The 19,248-nt window shown below is 64.3% G+C and carries 24 protein-coding genes and 1 tRNA gene; 9 read left to right on the top strand and 16 right to left on the bottom strand.

Annotated features, from left to right (window positions below):
• Positions 1-365: 365 nt before the first annotated feature.
• From Harman_RS04665 to Harman_RS04650, 5 genes are all read right to left on the bottom strand, one after another.
• Complete coding sequence (locus Harman_RS04665) at positions 366-662, bottom strand: hypothetical protein (protein ID WP_137682631.1); 297 nt, start codon at positions 660-662, stop codon at positions 366-368.
• A 64-nt stretch (positions 663-726) separates the two neighbouring features.
• Entirely contained in the window at positions 727-1,005 is a 279-nt protein-coding gene (locus Harman_RS04660; protein WP_004593670.1) for an ArsR/SmtB family transcription factor, read from the bottom strand.
• A 215-nt stretch (positions 1,006-1,220) separates the two neighbouring features.
• Positions 1,221-2,342 carry a pyridoxal phosphate-dependent aminotransferase gene (locus Harman_RS04655; RefSeq protein WP_137682630.1) on the bottom strand — a complete coding sequence of 374 codons (1,122 nt, stop codon included), beginning with the start codon at positions 2,340-2,342 and terminating at the stop codon, positions 1,221-1,223.
• Between the two features lie 441 nt (positions 2,343-2,783).
• Complete coding sequence (locus tag Harman_RS21410; RefSeq protein WP_200830825.1) at positions 2,784-2,939, bottom strand: hypothetical protein; 156 nt, start codon at positions 2,937-2,939, stop codon at positions 2,784-2,786.
• 128 nt (positions 2,940-3,067) lie between these two features.
• On the bottom strand, positions 3,068-3,835 hold the full coding sequence (locus Harman_RS04650) for a DUF7839 domain-containing protein (protein WP_137682629.1): 768 nt from the start codon (positions 3,833-3,835) through the stop codon (positions 3,068-3,070).
• Positions 3,836-3,970: 135 nt separating this feature from the next.
• Here Harman_RS04650 and Harman_RS04645 point away from each other — a divergent pair, with 135 nt between their 5' ends.
• On the top strand, positions 3,971-4,651 hold the full coding sequence (locus Harman_RS04645; RefSeq protein WP_137683132.1) for a metallophosphoesterase: 681 nt from the start codon (positions 3,971-3,973) through the stop codon (positions 4,649-4,651).
• 37 nt (positions 4,652-4,688) lie between these two features.
• Entirely contained in the window at positions 4,689-4,844 is a 156-nt protein-coding gene (locus tag Harman_RS21405; protein WP_200830824.1) for a hypothetical protein, read from the top strand.
• Between the two features lie 40 nt (positions 4,845-4,884).
• Here the strand turns inward: Harman_RS21405 and Harman_RS04640 are convergent, their stop codons facing one another.
• The gene (locus tag Harman_RS04640) at positions 4,885-6,138 is read right to left on the bottom strand and encodes an NAD(P)/FAD-dependent oxidoreductase (protein ID WP_200830823.1); all 1,254 of its coding nucleotides are present in this window, start codon (positions 6,136-6,138) and stop codon (positions 4,885-4,887) included.
• 83 nt (positions 6,139-6,221) lie between these two features.
• Here Harman_RS04640 and Harman_RS04635 point away from each other — a divergent pair, with 83 nt between their 5' ends.
• The 3 genes from Harman_RS04635 to Harman_RS04625 all read left to right on the top strand — a co-directional run bounded on the left by Harman_RS04635 (position 6,222) and on the right by Harman_RS04625 (position 10,209).
• Entirely contained in the window at positions 6,222-7,394 is a 1,173-nt protein-coding gene (locus Harman_RS04635) for a threonine synthase (protein ID WP_137682627.1), read from the top strand.
• A gap of 105 nt (positions 7,395-7,499) precedes the next feature.
• Positions 7,500-8,513 carry an alcohol dehydrogenase catalytic domain-containing protein gene (locus tag Harman_RS04630; RefSeq protein ID WP_137682626.1) on the top strand — a complete coding sequence of 338 codons (1,014 nt, stop codon included), beginning with the start codon at positions 7,500-7,502 and terminating at the stop codon, positions 8,511-8,513.
• Positions 8,514-8,808: 295 nt separating this feature from the next.
• Entirely contained in the window at positions 8,809-10,209 is a 1,401-nt protein-coding gene (locus Harman_RS04625; RefSeq protein ID WP_137682625.1) for an ATP-binding protein, read from the top strand.
• 50 nt (positions 10,210-10,259) lie between these two features.
• Here Harman_RS04625 and Harman_RS04620 read toward each other — a convergent pair whose 3' ends face one another.
• The 7 genes from Harman_RS04620 to Harman_RS04590 form a co-directional block, all read right to left on the bottom strand.
• Positions 10,260-10,883: a J domain-containing protein gene (locus tag Harman_RS04620; RefSeq protein WP_137682624.1), complete on the bottom strand. Its 624-nt coding sequence runs from the start codon at positions 10,881-10,883 to the stop codon at positions 10,260-10,262.
• A 69-nt stretch (positions 10,884-10,952) separates the two neighbouring features.
• The gene (locus Harman_RS04615; protein WP_137682623.1) at positions 10,953-11,711 is read right to left on the bottom strand and encodes a proteasome assembly chaperone family protein; all 759 of its coding nucleotides are present in this window, start codon (positions 11,709-11,711) and stop codon (positions 10,953-10,955) included.
• Between the two features lie 5 nt (positions 11,712-11,716).
• Positions 11,717-11,899: an RNA-protein complex protein Nop10 gene (locus Harman_RS04610; RefSeq protein WP_137682622.1), complete on the bottom strand. Its 183-nt coding sequence runs from the start codon at positions 11,897-11,899 to the stop codon at positions 11,717-11,719.
• Positions 11,900-11,927: 28 nt separating this feature from the next.
• Positions 11,928-12,728: a translation initiation factor IF-2 subunit alpha gene (locus tag Harman_RS04605; RefSeq protein WP_137682621.1), complete on the bottom strand. Its 801-nt coding sequence runs from the start codon at positions 12,726-12,728 to the stop codon at positions 11,928-11,930.
• A 1-nt stretch (position 12,729) separates the two neighbouring features.
• Positions 12,730-12,903 (bottom strand): 30S ribosomal protein S27e, encoded by a 174-nt coding sequence (locus Harman_RS04600; RefSeq protein ID WP_004518703.1) that lies wholly within the window; start codon positions 12,901-12,903, stop codon positions 12,730-12,732.
• A 2-nt stretch (positions 12,904-12,905) separates the two neighbouring features.
• Positions 12,906-13,184, bottom strand: coding sequence for a 50S ribosomal protein L44e (locus Harman_RS04595; RefSeq protein ID WP_004593654.1), 279 nt, complete (start codon positions 13,182-13,184; stop codon positions 12,906-12,908).
• A gap of 139 nt (positions 13,185-13,323) precedes the next feature.
• Complete coding sequence (locus Harman_RS04590) at positions 13,324-13,587, bottom strand: hypothetical protein (protein WP_137682620.1); 264 nt, start codon at positions 13,585-13,587, stop codon at positions 13,324-13,326.
• A 185-nt stretch (positions 13,588-13,772) separates the two neighbouring features.
• Here Harman_RS04590 and Harman_RS04585 point away from each other — a divergent pair, with 185 nt between their 5' ends.
• Positions 13,773-14,045, top strand: coding sequence for an HAH_0734 family protein (locus Harman_RS04585; RefSeq protein ID WP_004593652.1), 273 nt, complete (start codon positions 13,773-13,775; stop codon positions 14,043-14,045).
• 55 nt (positions 14,046-14,100) lie between these two features.
• Here Harman_RS04585 and Harman_RS04580 read toward each other — a convergent pair whose 3' ends face one another.
• A complete protein-coding gene (locus Harman_RS04580; RefSeq protein WP_137682619.1) occupies positions 14,101-16,419 on the bottom strand; it encodes a DUF2298 domain-containing protein in 2,319 nt (772 codons plus the stop codon).
• Positions 16,420-16,536: 117 nt separating this feature from the next.
• On the opposite strand from Harman_RS04580, the gene Harman_RS04575 reads away from it, so the two are divergent.
• The 3 genes from Harman_RS04575 (at position 16,537) to Harman_RS04565 (ending at position 17,933) form a co-directional block, all read left to right on the top strand.
• Entirely contained in the window at positions 16,537-17,304 is a 768-nt protein-coding gene (locus tag Harman_RS04575; RefSeq protein ID WP_137682618.1) for a glycosyltransferase, read from the top strand.
• Positions 17,301-17,786, top strand: coding sequence for a GtrA family protein (locus Harman_RS04570; protein WP_137682617.1), 486 nt, complete (start codon positions 17,301-17,303; stop codon positions 17,784-17,786). Before Harman_RS04575 ends, Harman_RS04570 begins: the two co-directional genes overlap by 4 nt.
• A 72-nt stretch (positions 17,787-17,858) precedes the next feature.
• A tRNA-Met gene (locus Harman_RS04565) sits at positions 17,859-17,933 on the top strand.
• A gap of 167 nt (positions 17,934-18,100) precedes the next feature.
• Here the strand turns inward: Harman_RS04565 and Harman_RS04560 are convergent.
• Both Harman_RS04560 and hpt read right to left on the bottom strand, forming a co-directional pair.
• Positions 18,101-18,502: a hypothetical protein gene (locus tag Harman_RS04560; RefSeq protein ID WP_327410245.1), complete on the bottom strand. Its 402-nt coding sequence runs from the start codon at positions 18,500-18,502 to the stop codon at positions 18,101-18,103.
• Positions 18,503-18,669: 167 nt separating this feature from the next.
• Entirely contained in the window at positions 18,670-19,239 is a 570-nt protein-coding gene (hpt, locus tag Harman_RS04555; RefSeq protein WP_137682615.1) for a hypoxanthine/guanine phosphoribosyltransferase, read from the bottom strand.
• Between the last annotated feature and the right edge of the window lie 9 nt (positions 19,240-19,248).

The following is a 19,248-nucleotide window of genomic DNA, read 5'->3' as shown; positions in this document are numbered from 1 at the left end:
AGACGATCTATTGGGGTTGGTTACTTTTCGGATTCGGTATCGGTTTGGTCTCGATAGGACCCCTTGCAAATTCGCCAATTGGAGAACAGGTTGGAACGTGGTTCCGGAAAATTGGGATGCTTGGCAGGGCCATATCCATTCTGTCTTTTGGCGTCGTTGTTTGGATGGGACGACGACAAGTTAACATACATAGTGACATTGTGACCAGCGCCGTTGGTGGATTCATGGTATCACTTCTTCTATATGTCCTTATGCACCTACTGTATTCGGGTGAGATCAGCGGATGGACACGATAAGTACGCAATCCTACTGAGTAGTTTCGCCAGTTGATCCAGCGAATAACGAAACCGCATTCACGGCGACCGTTATCGGAGCGTTGTGAAACTCAGACCCGCAATCGCGACGAACTGCAGCGAGCGCAGCACCAGCACGGCCTGCTGGACGTGCGGGTCGCCGGCGTAGAAGCTCTGCATCGAGAAGAAGAAGTAGACGGCGATGGCGTTCTCGGCGAGCATCGCGACGGCGAAGGCGATGAGGCCGGCGACGAGTCCCGTCCGGAACGTCGCGTAGTTGCGGACCCAGACACCCAAAAGCGGGAGCAGCAATAGGACGTTGAGTCCCGCAAGCGCTGCTGCGGCGGTGATGAGCGGTCCCATCGCCATCAGCGCCACCTCGCTCGCTGGTCGGTCACGCTCGGTCCAGCAACAGTCACAGCGTGTGTCCCCGTCATTCGTCCATCTTCTCCACGATCTCCTCGAAGGTGTCGCGGTAGTTGTCGAACCGGTCGGTCAGGAAGTACAGCTTAGCGTACTCCTCGTCGCCGGACTCGACCACGTCGTGGTCCTCTAGCTGTTCCATGTGATGTCGTATCGTCTTGTAACCCACGTCGAGTTCGTCGGCGAGTTCGTTGGCGTTCATCGGTCGATCCGAGAGAGCGTCGATGATACGCGCCCGGTTAGCGCCGCCACGCGTCGCCGTCAGCAGATACCAGAGCGCTTTCTCCATCCCACTGTCCTCCCGGGACCTGCGTCTGCCGGTCGTATAGTCCTGTCTCTCCCCGCCGAACAGCGTGCTGGACTCGGATGCATGTACCACGATGGGATACGGGAGGCAAGACAGCCGCCGGATAAAGCGTTTCTTCGCACTCTCTTCCGAGACTGTTCCAATTTCGGGTCGACTGTCCGCATCCGATTCCGTTGTCCGCGTCCGTCTGCCAGCGCTCAGCGGACTGCTGCCGTCGCGTCGGCCATGATGTCGATGGCCTCTTTCAGCGTCTCCATACCCGTCGCATAGGAGATACGCGCGTAGCCTGCGCCGTGTTCGCCGAAGGCGTCGCCGGGGACGACCACGACGCCGCGGTCGATGACCTCGTCGACCCAGCCGTCGGGGACCTTCGGCATCGCGTAGAACGCGCCCTTGGGCGTCGGACAGTCAAGTCCCATGTCGTCGAGGCCGTCGAGCAACACATCTCGGCGCTCCTGGAAGGCCTCGCGCATCTCTGCCACCTGGTCCTGTGGGCCGGTCAGCGCCGCTTCGGCGGCGTACTGGGCCGGCGCGGACGCACAGGCCTGGGCGTACTGGTGGACACGCAGCATCCGCTCGATGCGGTCGGTCGCGCCGGTGACCCAGCCCAGTCGCCAGCCGGTCATCGAGTACGCCTTCGAGCAGGCGTTGACGACGACGACGTTGCCCGTGTCGCTGAACTCCGCCGGCGAGCGGTGTTCACCCTCGAACACTTGGTGTTCGTACACCTCGTCGGAGACACAGAGCACGTCGTGTTCGTCGGCGATACGGGCGAACTCCCGCATGTCTTCGGGGGACTGTACTGCGCCGGTGGGGTTCGCTGGCGAGTTCACAACGAACGCCGCCGTGTCCTCGGTGATGGCCTCTTCGACGGTTTCGGGGGCCATCGTGAGGTCCTCCCGCAGCGGGACCGGTCGCGGCGTTCCGCCGGCGAGATTAGTGAGCGCGTCGTAGGAGACGAACCCCGGGTCCGGGAAGATGACCTCCTGACCCTCATCGACGTGGGCTTCCAGCGCGATGTGCAGCGCCTCGCTCCCGCCCGATGTGGCGATGATATCTCCCGGGTCCACATCGAGGTCGTTGTCCCGGGCGTGCTTTTCGGCGATGGCCTCCCGGAGTTCCTTGGTTCCCTTGTTCGACGTGTACGCGTCGACTTTGCCGGCCTGAATCGCCTCGACGGCCGCCTGGCGGGCGTGGTCCGGCGTCGGGAAGTCCGGCTGGCCGAGGCCGAGGTTGATGGCGTCCTCGCCAGCGGCCTCGAACACCTCGCGGATGCCCGAGATCGATACCTGCTCTACCCGTCGGGAGAATCCAGTCATACTCTCCCTGCGGGCGGCCGGCCCGATTAATCTTCCCGATTCTCTGTAAGACACTTGGGTCGTTGTGGCACCCATCGTGCTACCCTCGAAAATCCCCGCCCGCTCGCTGGCTGTGACTCGCTGCGGTCCTCGTCACTCCCGTCGGTCGTTCCTGCGGTCCTTGCGTCCTCTCGCACAGCGAGCGGGCGGCCCCTTTCAGTCCCACCCGATCCTCGACAGCCACGCCCTCCCCAGCCGACTGCGTGGCTCGGCGCACGCAGTTCGCCTGCGCTACTCGTCCCTCGCACGGCTGTTTCGCTCGACGGAGCGAGCGAGAGCGCGCGCCACCGCGTCCCTATGGAGTGTACTTCTCGGCAGAGATGTCGATTCGTCGGCAACGTACACCATCTGAGCGGCGAAGGCTTCCGTTGAATTCGACGGTTTGCCCGGCGACAGTCGGTGTTACTCCTCGGTCGCCGTCCGCAGTTCCTCGATGGCCGTCTCCAGTCGCCGGAGCGTCGCGTCGGCGTCGGTATAGCCCTGCTCGTACTCGCCGTATGCGTCGTCGGCTTCGTCCAGGAACGCCTCGACAGCGTCGTGAATCTCGTGGTCGCTCATGGCTGTCCAGACGGTAGCCGACCGGAAAAGTCCCGCCACTCATACGGATTATTGTAGCAATTTACCGGTGTCTGCCGACCACGGGGTCGGCGTAATCCGAAAATAATCTACAATAATTCGTATCAGGGCTACTGTGTCACGTCGTAGTCGACGCTCGCGTCCCGGAGCGCGTCGGTCACGCGCCCGACGGTGTCCTGCGTGGCGACGACGACGGCGTCCAGGCCTCTTGATGCGGCGTCGGCGGCCACCTCGCCCGCCGCGAAGTGCGTCGTCGGCTTGATGTCGGCGTCCCGAAGCGCGACGACGGCCTCGACGCCAGCGGCGGTGACGATGGGGGCGTCCGCACAGGCCGCGGCGATGTCGTCGACGTTTTCGACCGGTCCCGACCGGACCGGCGGGACCTGTATGACGCTGACGTGGCCGGGGTCGAGGTCGATGACGCCCTCGAAGCCCGTGACGCCGACGACCTCGCCTTCCGCGGCGCTGGTCGTCGTCACGCCCGTCGCGTCGCCGCCGCCGGGGTGGGCGTGTAGCAGACCGTCCGACAGCGAGAGCGTCACCGTCTCGCCTTCCGCCAGGTCCGCCGTGGCGATGGCGGCGTCCTCCTGTACGCTGCCGAGCACGTCGTCGGTGACGTGGTCGGCGAACCGGCGCACGTCGGTGGCGGACTGGAACACCCAGTCGACGCCCTCCTTGGTGACGCGGTAGCGCGACCGCCCTTCCTTCTCGACTAAGCCGTCGTCGACGAGTTCCCGGATGTACTCGCTGACGGCCTGGCTCGTCACGCCGACGGCCTCGGCGATTTCGCCCTGACTCACCGCGGGCTGGCGCTCGGCGATCTCCACGAGGACCCGAAACCGCGTCGCGGCCCGCTTGTTCTCCAGGACGTCGACCATACCAGAGTCACGGGAGTCGCAGGTAAAAATACCACCGACACTGTCAGGCCTGGATACACGCCTGTGGACCACCACATCTCAGCCGGCGTCACAGTGACCGACAATATAAGCGTCCCCGGTGCCGACTGGACGGCGATGACAGCCAGCTACGACGACCGGGCGCTCCTGCTCGACGGGACCCTCGTCGTCGCGGACCTCCACGTCGGCCGGGGCACCGGCGGGAACCTCGAACTTCCGGTCGGCTCCGGCTCCGATATGGTCGAGCGGTTCCAGTCCCTCGTCGAGCGCCACAATCCAGACGAGGTCGTCGTCGCCGGCGACCTGCTGCACTCGTTCCAGACCGTCCCCCGGTCCGTCGAGAGCACCGTAGCGGGGCTCAGGAGCGCGTGCCAGCAGACCGGTGCGCGCCTGCTCGTGACGCCGGGCAACCACGACACGATGCTCGACAGCGTGTGGGACGGGCCGACTGCGTCAGAGTACCGGATCGGCGAGACGGTGGTTTGCCACGGACACGAAGCTCCCGAGGCCGACGCCGACCGCTACATCGTCGGCCACGACCACCCGACAATCTCAATCGAGGGCCAGCGCCGGCCCTGCTACCTCGTCGGGAGCGGCCAGTACCGCGGCAGCGACGTGGTGATACTCCCGTCATTCAACAAGCTAAACGCGGGGGTCGAGGTCAACGAGATGCGCGCCGGCGACTTCCAGTCGCCGCTGGTCACCGACACCGACCGGCTGGAGCCGGTTGTCTGGGACGAGAGCGGGCGCGAAACCCTGTCGTTCCCGCCGCTGGGCGAGTTTCGTCGGATGCTATAACGGTAAGTATTTGACCCGCGACGGTGGACGCTGGAATATGGTTCAGACAGAAATCGCGCTGGGTCTCATCGCGATTACGCTGCTTTCGCTTGTGGCGCTGTACTTCGCGACGATAAAGTACGTCTCGGAAGTCCTCGAAGGGGAGGGCCACGAGCACGAGGGAAACACGAATAGCGGCGGTCCGGCCGCCTAGACCGCCGCAGAACTGCGTCGCTGCTCCTCCTTTTCCACCGCTACCGAAGCAGATCGGCAGCCACTTTGCCGCTCTCCAGTGCGCCCTGTATCGACGACCAGCGGGTGTAGTCGCCGGCCAGGACGGCGCTCCCGTCCGGGGCTGTCGGGTCCGGGAGCGACTCCCGATACCCCGGCGGCTGGGCGAACTGCGAGAACGGGACGCGGTCGGTCCGGAGGAGTTCCAGCGCCTCGAAGCTCGCGTTCGGATACCACGACCGCAGCGCGTCCCGGACCTCGGCGGCCAGTTCCGCGTCGCTTGCTTCGGGCGTCCCGAGGAACGTGGCGCTGTATAGCTCCATGCCGGCGGGCGCGTACTCGCTGGCAACGGCCGACAGCGGCGCGACGGTGTTGGGCCGGTCGTCGGCCGCGTTGAGGATGATACGCTGTCCGGTCGTCGGCGCGCGGTTCGTCGGGAGCGCGAAGTACTGGGTGACACAGCCGACGGATTCTGTCGGGATGGCGTCAATGTCTGTCAACTTCGCCGCCGTCTTCGGGTCCGTCGCAACGACGGCGCTTTCAGCCTCCACCGTCTCGCTTCCGACCTCCGCAGTGACCTCGTTGTCGTGGGTTTGCAGGTCTGTCACGGCCGCGTCGGTCTCGATGGTCGCCCCCACCGAGCGAGCGCGGTCGGCGAGCTGTCGCGGCATCGCCTGCATTCCGTCCGCCGGGACGAATATCTCGCCCTCGCTCAGCATCTTGTAGGTGTACTCGAAGATGCTGCTGTCCGTTCCCAGCGAGCGGTCGAGCGTGATGCCGCCGTAAAAGGGCGCGGCGAACCGCTCGACGAATCTCTGTGAGAACCCGCAGTTGGCGAGGTACTCCCGGATGGTCGTCCCACTCCGGGAAAGCAGTTCAGCGGGCTCGACCCCGGCCAGTTCGCGCTGGAGCCGGAACAGCCTGAGCTTGTCGGCCGTGCGCACGTCGGTGTTGAGCAGCGTCTGTGGCGCTGCCGTCGGGTTCCGGAGCGGGTCCGACAGCACCGAGCGGTGGTTCGGGCGAGCAATCGTCGCTCCCGGCGTGAACGTTCGCGGGGCCAGCGCCTCAATGTCGAGTTCGCGCTTGGCCGCGGGGTAGGCGGAGAACATGACCTGGAACCCGCGGTCGAACGTGTAGCCGTCCTCGTGGGTCGTCCGGACGCGGCCCCCGACCTCGGACGCCTGTTCCAAGACAGTCACGTCTCGGCCCGACTCCGCCAGATGACGGGCAGCGACCAGCCCGGCGAGTCCGCCCCCGGCGACGACGACATCTGTCATACCATCCGGTTCGACCGCCCGGGACAAGAGCGTGCTGAAGCGGGACCGGACCACACTTGGTCGTCCCGTCCGCAGGGGGAGACATGGAGACGACTGCGGCGTTTCGCGGCCTCATCTGCACAGCGTGTGGCGCGGAAACCGACAGCACGGCCGACCGCTGTCCCGACTGCGGCGGGGTTCTCGTCGGCGACTACGACGTTCCGGACCTGACGCCTGCGGACCTGTCCGACGTGACTGGGCCGGGCCGGTACGAACCGCTACGACCGTTCCCGCAAGATTCGACGGTGACGCTCGGCGAGGGGGCGACGCCGCTGGTCCCGCTCCCGAACCTGGCCGACGAACTCGGTGTCGAATCGGTGTACGTCAAAGACGAGGGGCGCAATCCGACGGCCTCGCTGAGCGACCGCAAACTCTCGCTTTCGGTCACCGCCGCCACGCAGCGCGGGGCCGAGCGCGTCGTGACGCCCTCGACCGGCAACGGCGCGCAGGCCACCGCCGCCTACGCGGCCCGCGCCGGCATCGAATCGAAGGGCTTCGTCCCATCGCGGTGTCCGTTCCTCAACAAGGCGATGGTGAACGTCCACGGCGGCGACATGCGCGTCGTCGAGGGCCGCTACGACGACGCCGTCTCGGCGTTCGACGACGAACTGGCCGAGGCCGCCGACGGCTGGGTCCCGGTCGCGCCCGGCCACCCCTTCCGTATCGAGGGGGCCAAGTCCGTCGCCTTCGAGACCGCCGACGACCTCGACTGGACGGTCCCCGATGCCGTCGTCCACCCCACCGGCCACGGCGAGACGGTCGTCGGTCTCGAACGCGGCTTCCGGGCGGCCGCCGACAGCGGCCTCACGGACTCTGTCCCGCGACTCTACGCCGCACAGCCGGACTCGACGGCCGCCATCGCCGACGCCGCACGCGAGGGCGGAGATGAGCCGGCGACCATCGAGCATCCCGACACTATCGTCGGCCCGTTGGAGGTGCCTGACCCGGCCGCCGGCGCTGCGGCGCTGGACTCTCTTGCTCGCTCTGGCGGCGGCGGTGTCGCCGTTTCGGACAAGGACATCCTGGCCGGTGCCGTCGACGGCTGCGAGATGGGGCCGGAAACCGGTGCGACCGGCGGAACGGCAATCGCCGGCGCGCGAGCGCTGGCCGACGAGGGAGTTTTCGATGATGACGATGTTGTGGTTCTCGTGAACCCCGTCGCCGGGAGCAAGGAGGCAGACCTGCTGCGGAGCCACCTCATGAGCCAGGGTATCTGAGAGACCGAACAGCTGACCCGAGCGCGGGTCCGATTTCGCTGTCGATCAGGCAGTTATGAAACCCTTCGATGTTGTTTATACGCTTCTGGCCCAACCATCGACGTGATGCGCGCCGCAGCGTTCAGCGATCTCACTGGCCCGGATGGCGTCTCGATTATCAACCAACCGACCCCTGAACCCGACCGCGGCGAGGCCGTTGTCTCCGTGGATGCGTGTGCCATTAACCGCCACGACCTCTGGATTCTGGAAGGCGATTCCGCGATGGTCGACACGGACGACCTGCCGTTCGTCAGCGGCCTCGACGTTGCCGGGACTGTCGATGCCGTCGGCAAGGGTGTCACCGCCGTCGAACCCGGGGATCGCGTGGTACTCTGTCCGAACGAGACCTGCGGTACCTGTCGCTACTGTCGTGAGGGACCGGAGAACCTCTGTGAGAACTTCTCGTTGTACCACGGTGGCCTCGCCGAGGCGGCCCGCGTCCAGGCCGACCGCCTCGTCACGCTTCCAGACGGCGTGGAGACGGTCGACGCGGCCGCACTGCCGACGGCCTATATGACTGCCTTCCACATGCTCCGCCGGGTCGACGCCGGACCGGGCGACCTGGTGTTCATTCCGGGTGTGACCGGCGGTGTCGGCGTCGCGGGCGTACAGCTTGCAGCCGCCCTCGGTGCCGACAGCGTCGGGACCTCGTCCTCAGCGGCGAAACTGGACCGCGTCGAATCGCTCGGTCTGGACTACGCAATCGAGAGCACCGACCCGGACGAGATTCGAGAGGCGGTCACCGATATCGGGACGGTCGACGGCGTGCTCAACCACCTCGGCGGCGAGTACACACAGGTCGGTCTCGACGTACTCCGACGCGGCGGCCGGATGGCGATCTGTGGCCGGACGGCCGGTGGCACATCCGAAATCGACATTCCCGACCTGTTCCTCGGCCACAAACACGTCATCGGGAGTACGATGGGGACCCAGGGCGACTTAGAGCGACTCGTCGGGCTCGTCGCCGATGGCGAACTGACGCCGGAAATCGATCAGACGTACTCGCTCGACGAGACCGGTGGGGCGTTTGCGGCGATGCAGGACCGCGACAGCGTCGGGAAGCTCGTCGTGACGCCCTAATCTCCACGATGCGACGGCGGGACTGAGACCGAGTCAACACGGGGTATAGATGAGACGTGTTTCCAAAGGAGACCATTCCGGTCGGCAGCATACCCGCAACGGCATTTCCCGATCTGCGTAAACTCAGGCTGTTATCCGACTCTTCACAACGTTTTGATTGCAGACCGTGTGTTCTGAATTGCGTGTTCAGTACGTCCACGAACTGATTGGTGTCACTCGAACACGGAGGCGTCCCGTACCGACACTATCTCCCGTAACTACAAGTGCACACTATGCTAATCTTTCACATGAGTGTATGGCAACCGCAGACGGTGGGAGCTTGCGAATTCTCCTTGTCGATCAGTCCGGGGCACTCGAAAGGCGGCTCGAAGACGCGCTCGCTGCCGATGGGTTCGACAGCGAAACCGTCGAGTCGGGCTGTGACTGCCTCCGGCGGATCAGAAGCGGTGATATCGACGGCATCATCAGCGAGTACTCGCTTCCTGCTCTCGATGGGATCCAACTGCTCACGTCTGTCCGTGTCTCCCATCCAGTGCTCCCATTCATACTGCTCCCCGACACCGACTCGGCTTCGGTTGCCGGTGACGCAATCGCTGCCGGTGTAAGCGGCTACGCGCCGAAACACGCCGACCCGGATGTTGTTATCTCCCGTTTACGAAGGAGCCTGCAACAGGCGCGTAACAAGAGTGACGACGAGAGCCAGCATCGGTATCGCCACATGATCGAGATGTCGCCCGCTCCGATCAACCTGTTCGATGCGACCGGTGAATCGATATGGTGTAACGAAGCTGTCGTCGAGTTACTTGACCTTGACGGGCCGGAGGCTCTCATCGGAGAGCAGATTTTCGATTTCATCCACCCGGACGACCGCTCGCAGGCGCGGGCGGAACTTGACGCCGTGATCGAAAACAAGGAGTCCGTCGGTCCGACGCGAATGAAGCTCCAAACGGCGGACGGGGAGGTTCGATACGTTCAGGTTTCAACGGCTGTCGGCGAGTTCCGTGGGTCAGATATCGGGCAGGCCATCATTGTTGACGTGACCGAACGCGAAGAACGAGACCAGCAGTTGCAGGTACTCGAACGATGGCTCCGACACAACATCCGCAACGAAGTATCGGCTATCTACGGCTTAGCCGACAACATCAAACGGGGGAACGTAGCGGATGTGAAAGCCGCCGCCGACCGGATTCGGGACCACGCCACCAGACTCTCCACCCAAGCGGACCGTGAACGGCAGGTTATCGAACTCCTCTCGAACCCACCTGACCCGGTTCCGACCGACCTCACGGCACTCGTCGAACAGCGCGTCGCCGAGTGCCGGACTGCTTATCCCAATGCCGACATCCAGATGACGATGGCCGATCCCATCACGGTCACGGCAATCCCGACGGTAGGCGAGGCGATCACGGAACTGATCCAGAACGCGATCAAACACAACGATACTGACTCACCGACGGTCCACGTTACGGTGACTGAAAACAATCAGGGCCGAGGGGTGGTCCGCGTAACCGACAACGGTCCGAGCATCCCGAAGCAGGATTGTGATGACCTTCTCATCGACCACGATGCTAGCCCAGTTAATCACGGTACGGGGTTGGGACTAATTTTCGTCTCCTGGGTCGTACGCTTATCCGACGGGACCATTACTATCGAAGAGGCCGATCCCCGCGGAAGTACCGTATCCCTTGAATTCTAAACGTACTTCCCGATTTCCATGAACAGCGAGTACGAGTCGGCATGTGCGATTTACGACGCTCTCCGCTTCGACGGCCCGGACGCGTGCTGTTTCGCAGTGGTGTAGGCTTCCCGGACGCGCTTGAACTCGTCTTCGTTGCCGCCGTGGTCCGGATGGACCTCCTTGACGCGCTCGCGGTAGGCTGCTTTCACGTCGTCTAGGGATGCGTTCTGCGTGAGTCCCAGTTCGCTGAACGCCTGCACTGTCGGATGTGGTTCGTCCTCGGGGTCGGGGCCGAGATCGACCTCCGGTGTCTCGAAGGGGAGCCGTGCGCCGAGGTAGATGCCGGGCATCTCGTGTTCGACCAGCACCGGAACGGTCGGCGACCGCTCGATGCGGTAGTACGCCCGGGCGTCAAACGTGATCGCTACGTCCCGCTTTGGGAGATAGAAGGCGACGTGTTGGCCCTCGACGAAGTGGTTCTCGGCGAACTGCTCGTCGATAGCGGTGAGGTACTCACGGAGTTCTGCCCGGCGTCGCATCTCGCCGCCGTCGGTCGCCTGTCGGTTGGGCCGTTCGGCCGGGAACACGCGATTGGCGAGGACGAACAGCCCGGCAACGACGAGGCTGCCGGCGACACCCAGGACGAGCCCGAGGACCAGCCACTCCGGCACCATGCCCGGTTGTGTCTGCACGATCTGTCGTTAGGACCCGGAAGTAAAGAAATTCTCGCTCTCCGCTAACGTTCGTTGCAGCTGTCCGCTTTAGCCGATGTATCTGAGGTCCTCGTCGGCGGGCGACGGGGAGTTCTGCTGTTCCATCTCCTGGATCTTCCGGACGACTTCCTCCATCTCGTCGGCGCGGTCCTCCAGCGAGCTGTAGTCGACCTCGAACCCGATAACGTTCTGCAGGATTTCGAGGACGGCCTGTGCGCTTTTGGGGTCGACCAGATACCCCGACGTTTCGCCCATGAGACAGCAGGCCGGCACGTCGCGGCGCTTGCTCAGGCCAAGCAGCAGGCCGGAGACCCCGACGATGCCGCCTGCGGGTTCGTCCTCGCGGAAGGCCACGCCGGCGTCTTCTAGCGTCTCTCTGAAGTCTTCGGTCGTCGTCGCACCGAGTACGTCGTACTCCTCGATGAGTTCGCCGGTCGGGACGCCGCCGAGGGCGAACACCTGCTGGACGCCGAAATCGTCAGCGATGTCGAGGAAAGTGTCGGTCAGGCCGTAGTGGCCCTCGTTGTCCTGCGCTTGGTGGTCTCCCGAGAGGACGAGCAGGTCCTGGCCCTCATCCGGCGTGACGGCGTGGAACTCAGCACAGGCGAGCTGGGCCTGCCCCTCGTGGATGCTGACCTGGGGCGGGAAATGCGTTGAGTAGACGCGGCGAACGAGCTCGCTTTCGAGTTCCTCTAGCAGGTGCTCTGCGGCGAGTTTGCCGACGTGGCCGACGCCGGGCAGCCCCTCGACCAGGACCGGGTCGTCGAGGTCGGGGTCCGCTACGGTCTCGATGTCGAATTCGTCCATACGGCTTATTCGCGGCGGCGTTGCTTAAGAGAACGTCGATACTCGCCGTAGCTGTCCTCAGGCGAGAACGGTGCGGGCGCGCTGTTGACCGCCTCGTGCCCGCACTCCGGGCAGGTGTCACCGAGCGTGTACACCGGCCGGTCGTGTTCGGACTCCCAGGCGGCACAGACGCGAATATCCGATTTCATCGGTTGAAAATCGTCGGTCAGCGGCGGTTTACTCGTCGTCTTCGCTGCGTTCGCGGTGGAACTGTCCCGTGCCCCCGTGTTGCTCGACGACCTTCGCGGCGCGGGCCGCGCTCTCTTCGAGCGCGCCTTCTGCGGTCTTGTAGTCGGGCGCTTGCACCTGGATGCGGTACTCCGGCGACCCGACGTAGGTCACTTCGAGTTCGATCTCGTCGGGGACTTCGCCGTTGCCCTCCGCGGCCTGGAGCGCTTCCTTGATGACATCGACGCCGTCGCTTTCGGGACAGGACAGGTCGACGTAGCCAGTGACCTGCACGTACGGCACGGAGACGTTGTTCCGGGCCGTCTGGACGATGGCGTCGATCTCCTCCTCGGCGAGGTCCACGTCTTCGAGGGCGTCCTTGCCGTGGATCGCCGCCGACTCGAACCCGTCGTACATCGAGCCGAACTCCGCCAGCAGCTCGTTGGCGATGGCGGCGTAGGTCTCGTCGTCTAAGTCCTCGCCGAAGGCCAGTTCCATCCAGTTGTCGGCCTTCTGCTCGTTTTTCCACTCCTGGATCTTCTCTTTCCGCTGGTGGTCGTTAACGTCCTTGATCGAGAGGTCGATCTGCTGGGCGCTCTCGTCGACATCAAGCACCTTCGCAACGACTGTCTGCCCTTCGTTGACGTGGTCGCGGACGTTCTTGATCCATCCGCTGGCGACCTCGGAAATGTGACAGAGGCCGCGCTTGCCCTCGTACTCGTCTAAGTCGACGAACACGCCGAAGTCCTCGATCTCGTCGATCTTGCCGACGACGAGCTCGCCCGGTTCGGGCCAGCCGCTGTATTTCATCCTATCGGGCCTCGACGACGGCGGTCACTTCGCCTTCGATGTCGGCCTTCCCGCCGGTGGGGCGGGCGATAGTGTGGCCACAGACGGCACACGAGACCTCGCTCGCGGCCTTCTCGAAGAGGGTCTGTTCGTTCTCGCAGTCGGGGCATTCGACGGTGATGAAGCTTCCTGCCATCGTTACTCCTGGAACTCCAGTCGGCCGGCGCGCCATCCCTCGCGGAGGTGGGCCTTCCCACACTCGCCACAGCGGTACTTGAGGTCCGTCTTCTTGGTGGGCTTGTCGCCACCGGGGACCTTCGAGAACTTCCCGTCGTTCCCGATACCGGAGTTGCGTTCGCGCTGGCGGTCGATCCACTTCATGCCGGTCTGGCGGCCGCTACGGACCTTCTCGACCTCGTGTTCCTGGTGCTCGTTACAGTGCGGACAGTACGTATTGAATCGTCGTGGCATCTGCATAGATATCGGCCTTACCGAGCGATTTGACGTGACCGCTTAAAACCCGTTTGGTTCGGACCTGCCGTGTGCCACACAGCCCCGTCCCGATCATGTGACCACCCGCCACATTTGGCTCGTCCCCTTCCCGCCGTAGCGCGGTCTACTGGAACCGGGCGGACGGCCCGCTGGCGTTGACTCGGACCGCACCGAACACGCCTGACTCTGCCCCGGCCAGCAGTTCGAGTTCGACGGCTTCGCCAGCGGAAAGCGACCCCAGCTTCGTCGCCAGTTCGTCGTCGATGTAGTCCACGACCTCGTACGTTTCGTCGGTTTCGACATCTCGAAGCTCCATTCGCCCGTTATCGTCCATCGGACTGACCACGACCGAGGCCCGCTCGCACGACCGCTGCTGTTGTTTCAACATACATGACTGTCATCGATTCCAATATATAAATCTCTGCTATCAGGATGTTAAGCATCTAAACACTATCCGAAAGAATATAAGGACATTCTAGTTTCAGACTGTTGACTCATCCTCGTTGTCGATTGGTGCCCAGTGTCGCAGTCGCCTTCGAAGTCACTAAGTACGCTGTTGGCAAAGGAACGCGCATGAAGAAGCTCATTATCCACGGCGACCCGGGGCTGCGTAAGGGCGGCCGCATCGAGTACGAGGACGAGGAGTACGAGGTGTTCTCGGTCTCGCGGCAGGGCGACTGGCACGGCCCGGACCGGCCACAGCTCTGGTGCACTATCGGCTCGGAAGACGAGGAAGAGACGTTCAAGCGCCAGGAGTACATCCCGATGCACCTGGACACGGACGACATCGAGGCCGAGGCCGTCACCGTCCTCCGCGAGCGCGCGCCGCCGAACGCCGAGTCCTGATTGGCCCGTCGCACTCGGAGAAATCGGCGTCCACACCCAGGAATCCGATTCTTTTTCAGAACTGCGCTGGCCGCACTCGATAGACCGTGACGCCGTCGGTCTGCTTTGCCACGGTCACGCCCTGTAGCTGGTCGACAGTCACGTCGTCGTAGCGCGCCCGTTCGGCGGGGCCGACGTAGACGTAGCGCACGTCGTACGCTTCCAGAAGGCGACGCTGGTCGTCCGGCTCGCCGGTGTAAATCGTCGCCACGTCATTCACGCGGCTGTCGTACACCGTGTCGTTGCGGTACTGGGCCTCGTGGGTCCAGCCCGCGACGGTCGGCAGTCCGGTCAGGCTCGACGGCGCGCTCGCGCCCTCACCGTCGTCGGTATCCCACTGGTAGCCTGCCGGTGCGGCCGTGACGATGGTCGGCCGCCCAGCCGTGTTCTCGTCAAGCCACCGGATCGCCTCGGCTTCCTCGGGGTGGTCCTCGTCGAGATAGGCCAGCCCGTCCAGCGTGGGATCGTCCCCGGCGTCGACGTGGTTCGAGAGCGCGAACACGCCGTAGATCGACGCCGAACAGACCAGCAAGGCGACGAACGCGCGCACGCCAGTGGTGACCCATGTTCGCGCACGGTCGTCGGCCGGCCGCCAGCGGGTGAGCAGCCACGCCAGCACGGGGCCGACAGCCACCCCCCAGAGCACCCACACCTGCATGTACGTCTTGAAGACGGTGTTCATCCGGCCGATGTTCTCCCTGACGAAGACGAACTCGACGAGCAGTACCAGGCCTGCGCCGGCCAGAATCAGCACGGCTTCGAAGCCGACGGGCCGGTCGCCGCCGTCAGCGAGCGCCGGAACCGCGTCGACGGTGCGGTCGAGCGTCGGCGAGCGCGCGAACAGCCACGCGCCGAGCAACAGGGGGACGAGCAGCCCGACCGCGGCGATGTCAAGCGTCGCCGCCAGCGCTGCCGTTCCGACGGTCACGAGACCGACGATGCGGGCCGTGCTCCGCCCGACGGCACGGCCGGTCTGGGCGTACAGGTACAGCCAGAACGGGGCGACGAACAGGCCGTGGACGGCCAGGAGTTCCAGCAGCGAGGTCCGGTCGGGCAGGACCGCGATCTCGCGCCCGCTTGCCGGGCCGAGCCAGAACGGCAGCGACCAGAGCAATCCCAGCGCGATGACGCCACCAGCGACGGCCAGCCCCATTCCGACCCGGACGGCCTCTTGGCCCGGCCCGTTCAGGCGGAGCCGCTGTCCGACGTGCTTCGGCAGGAGCGTCGTCGGGTCGGCCGGCGCAACGGTTACGGTCAGGAGCGCCAGCCCGCCCATCGACGGGAACGACCAGGTGTTCGTCACAGCCATGATGCCGGCGACGGCCGGGAGCGCACCGAACAGTAGCGCGAGCCGCCGTCGGCGTTCGGCGGCCGGCGTCTGGTAGTAGCTGAAACAGAGCGCGGCGGCCAACAGCAGGAAGCCAGTGCTCATCATGTGGGCGTGCATGTCGCCGTTGAGCCAGGCAAACAGCGGGAACTCGTCGATGACCAGCGCAGCGCTCGGTTCGTACGTGCCGAAATCAGCCGCGCTGTCCTCGATGACGCGGCTCGCATCCCAGTAGCTGAACGCGTCCGGTCCCGCCGCAAGCCCGTCCAGTTCGTAGCCGGCCCGCTCGGCGACCGTCTGGCTCAGATCCCCGGGCAGGAGCCAGACGACGAACTTGGCAGGCGTCGACAGGTTGCTGGCGAATCCGATACAGAACGCCGTGAGGCCGGCGGCCAGTCGCCGCGGGAGGCCGCGGTCGCTCGCCACAGCGCCGGCCAGCCCGTACGCCGCCGTGACCAGCGTGGCGTAAAAGCCCGCCAGCGCGAGGTTGTACGCGAACTGTCCCGCAGTCCCCGTTATTCTGGTGAGAATCGCTGCAATCAGGTGGCCGCCGTAGTAGTACGCGACCGGTTCGCCGGCGAACCACATGTCCTCTAGCGGGAGGCTGTCGGCCCGCACCAGCGACTGCAACAAACCGAAATCGAGGAACTTCTCGCCGCCGACGGGGACGATTGCTGGGTCAAGCGCCCGGATGCCGACGAGGAACAGAAACGCGGCTGTGAACACGCCGGCCGTCTCTGCGTAGGTTCCCAGGTCAGGTGCCCTGTCAAACCGCCATACAGCGAGGGTACTCGCTGCGAGGACGGCGACGCCGAGCCAGACGCCGAGGGCCAGGGAGACGCGGCCGACGAAATAGGTGACCAGCCACAGTATCGAGACGGCGACCGGGATTCCGAACGCGACTCCGCGGCCGGCAAAGCGAGGGAACAGTAGTCCCGCGACGGTTCCGCCGGCATACAGCAACAGTAGGTAGAGGGCGAGCCAAGTGGCGAGGAGCCCGTATTCCATCAGTGAAGGGACCGGTTCGCTGGCCTATACGCTTTTCCGTTGTCCGCGGGCTTATCAACTGATTAGTGACCGGTAGCTTCGAACTGTTTTTACTTCCGCCTGTCCCACTACCCGCTAATGTCGCCGACCGTCGGGGTTGTCCTCCCAGCCTACCGTCCCGACATGGACCAACTCGGGACGTATATCGCTACCATCGACGACGCCCTCGATCCACAGACCATCGCTGTCGAACTCGATGCACCACGAGACGGCGTTCCTGCACAGCTCCGTTCGCTGCCGGTCGAGGTTCACACCGTACCCTACCGCCGCGGCAAGGGCGCAGCGATCACCGCGGGGTTCGAGCGGTTGGAGACCGACGTGCTAGCCTTTGTCGACGCCGACGGGTCGACACCGGTCGTCTCGCTCGAACGGATACTCGACCCGGTTACCGATGGCCGAACGGACCTCGCTGTCGGCTCCCGCCGCCATCCGGACGCCACAATTGCGTCCCACCAGACGTTCGCCCGCCGGTTCCTCGGCGACGGCTTCGCGTGGCTCGCCGGCCGGTTGCTCGACGCGCGGCTGTACGACTACCAGTGCGGTGCGAAAGCCATCGACGCGGCTGCCTGGGAGCGCGTCCGCGACCACCTGTACGAACCCGGCTTCGCGTGGGACGTGGAACTGATCGCTATCACTGCCGCCCTGGACCTGTGCATCGAGGAAGTCCCAATCGAGTGGGAGGACAAGCCCGGCTCGACGGTGTCGCCGATACGAACGTCGATCGACCTGCTGCAGGCGCTGCTGACCGCCCGCCACCGGGCGAAGCAGTTGCGAGACGACGGGTTTCACACGGCCCTGGCCGAACACCTCGATGAGCCGACCGCTCTGATCGAGAAGGACCGATGAGAGACATCGAGCAACAGGTCCGACGCGTCGTTCCGGATCGGTTCGAGTCGCTGGTGTCCGGTGTCCGGTTCGGCCAGTTCGTCTCCGTCGGCGTCGTCGGCGCGATCAGCGACAACACCGTTCTCGCCGTGCTAGGCCTGGCGTTCGGTGTCAGCGACATGTGGGCCAAAGCCGCCGGCGTCGAAACGGCGATCCTCGTGATGTTTCTGGTCAACGAACACTGGACGTTCGCCGGCCAGGGCGAGACCGGTCGCCGTTCGTTCGCTAAACGGCTCGGGAAATCACATCTGGTCCGATCCGGCGGCGTCGCGGTACAACTGGCCATCTACTGGCTGCTCACGCAGCGACTGGCGATCGAACTCGTCGTCGCCGGCACGGACCTGTGGTTTATCGCTGCGAGCCCGATCGCGATCGGCGTGGCGATGCTCGTCAATTACGTCGCCGAGAGCATCTTCACGTGGCAGGTCCACACGGACGGCTGAGGGGCGCGTCACTAACTCACGGACGGCACTCGAATCACAACCCTTAATGAGGGGACCGGACTACCAGAAGGTAGCGGGATGGGATAGCCAGGAGATTCCGGCGGGCTCATAACCCGCAGATCGGTAGTTCAAATCTACCTCCCGCTATCATTTTGCCGAACTCACTCCCCTAACGAGGCGTTTCATCGCCGAGAGACGCTGAGTTTGGCAATTATAGTCCAGTAGATTTGCAGTAGACCACGAGCGACCAGCGGGAGCGCGTGGGCGTAGTTCAAATCTACTCTAGCGCTCGTTATAGCCCGTTTTCGGCAGTTTCACCGTCGGTCACCGCTGTGTCGGTACCCGTCTCTGACCGCTGTGAGTGTCCGATACAGCGTCGCAACCAACGCAACGGCGAGGAGTCCGCCGAGTATCTGTGCGGGCGTGTTTCCCGTCTCGACGGCCCACGGGAGCGCCAGTGTGAGAAATCGGACGGTAACGACGAGGCCAGCGAGGGTAGTGACGGCGACCAACAGATAGCGGGCTGTGCGCTGGACCGGGCCGCCACGGTCAAGCGTGCCGAGTCCGTGACGCTGGGCCATCGCACCTTCCAGAGCCATCCAAAGTGACAGCACCACGGCCACGCTGACCCCGATGATTTCGAGCGCGTTCGGAACCGTGACCGTCGCTACTTCGAGGACAATTCCGCCCGCGCCGATGAGCAATCCGAGCGTCAACGGCCCTAACAGAACAAGCGAACTGAACAGTGCGGCGAAAGCCTTTGTGAGGGACCGAATGGAGGGAGACACAGCAGTCAATATCGACCCGAGTTTTTGTAAGTCTACTGGCGAGTTCTGGCGGTCCGTTTTCCGCTCTCTCTAGTACTCGTCTCGACACCCGTCACCTAATCGTCGCCGTGTTCGTCGACGATGACGACTTCGCCGTCGACGACCTGGACGTTGATCAGCGTCTTGGCGTCGTATCCCGCTTCGTCGAGCTTGTTCGTCCCGTCGGCTTTCTTGATGACACAGACGATGTCGCGGATGTCAGCGCCGATGTCTTCGAGCGCGCCCGTGAGGCCGGCCAGCGTCCCCCCGGTCGAGAGCACGTCGTCGAGTACCAGCACGCGGTCGCCCTCGTACACGTCGTTGACGTACATCTCGCTCTCGGAGTAGCCGGTCACCTGAGAGAGCGATACCTCGCCGTCGAGGCCGTACTGGCGCTTGCGGACGACGACGAGTGGGATGTCGGTCATCAACGAGACGGCTGTCGAAATGTGGATGCCCATCGCGGCCGGTGTGACGATCTTGTCGACGTTTTCGAGCTCCGCTTTCCGGATGATCTTGATGACGATCTCACGCAGGAGTTCCGGGCGGAGCATCGGGACTCCATCGCTGATGGGGTGAACGAAGTAGTGGTAGCCGTCCTTCTCGATGATCGGTGCGTCGAGCAGGGACTCCTTGAGTCGGTCCATGCTGGCGGT

This window comes from Haloarcula mannanilytica (genome assembly GCF_005406125.1).
Classification (GTDB): domain Archaea; phylum Halobacteriota; class Halobacteria; order Halobacteriales; family Haloarculaceae; genus Haloarcula; species Haloarcula mannanilytica.
The sequence above is the reverse complement of the archived record's forward strand: the minus strand, read 5'-3'. Positions and strand labels throughout refer to the sequence as shown.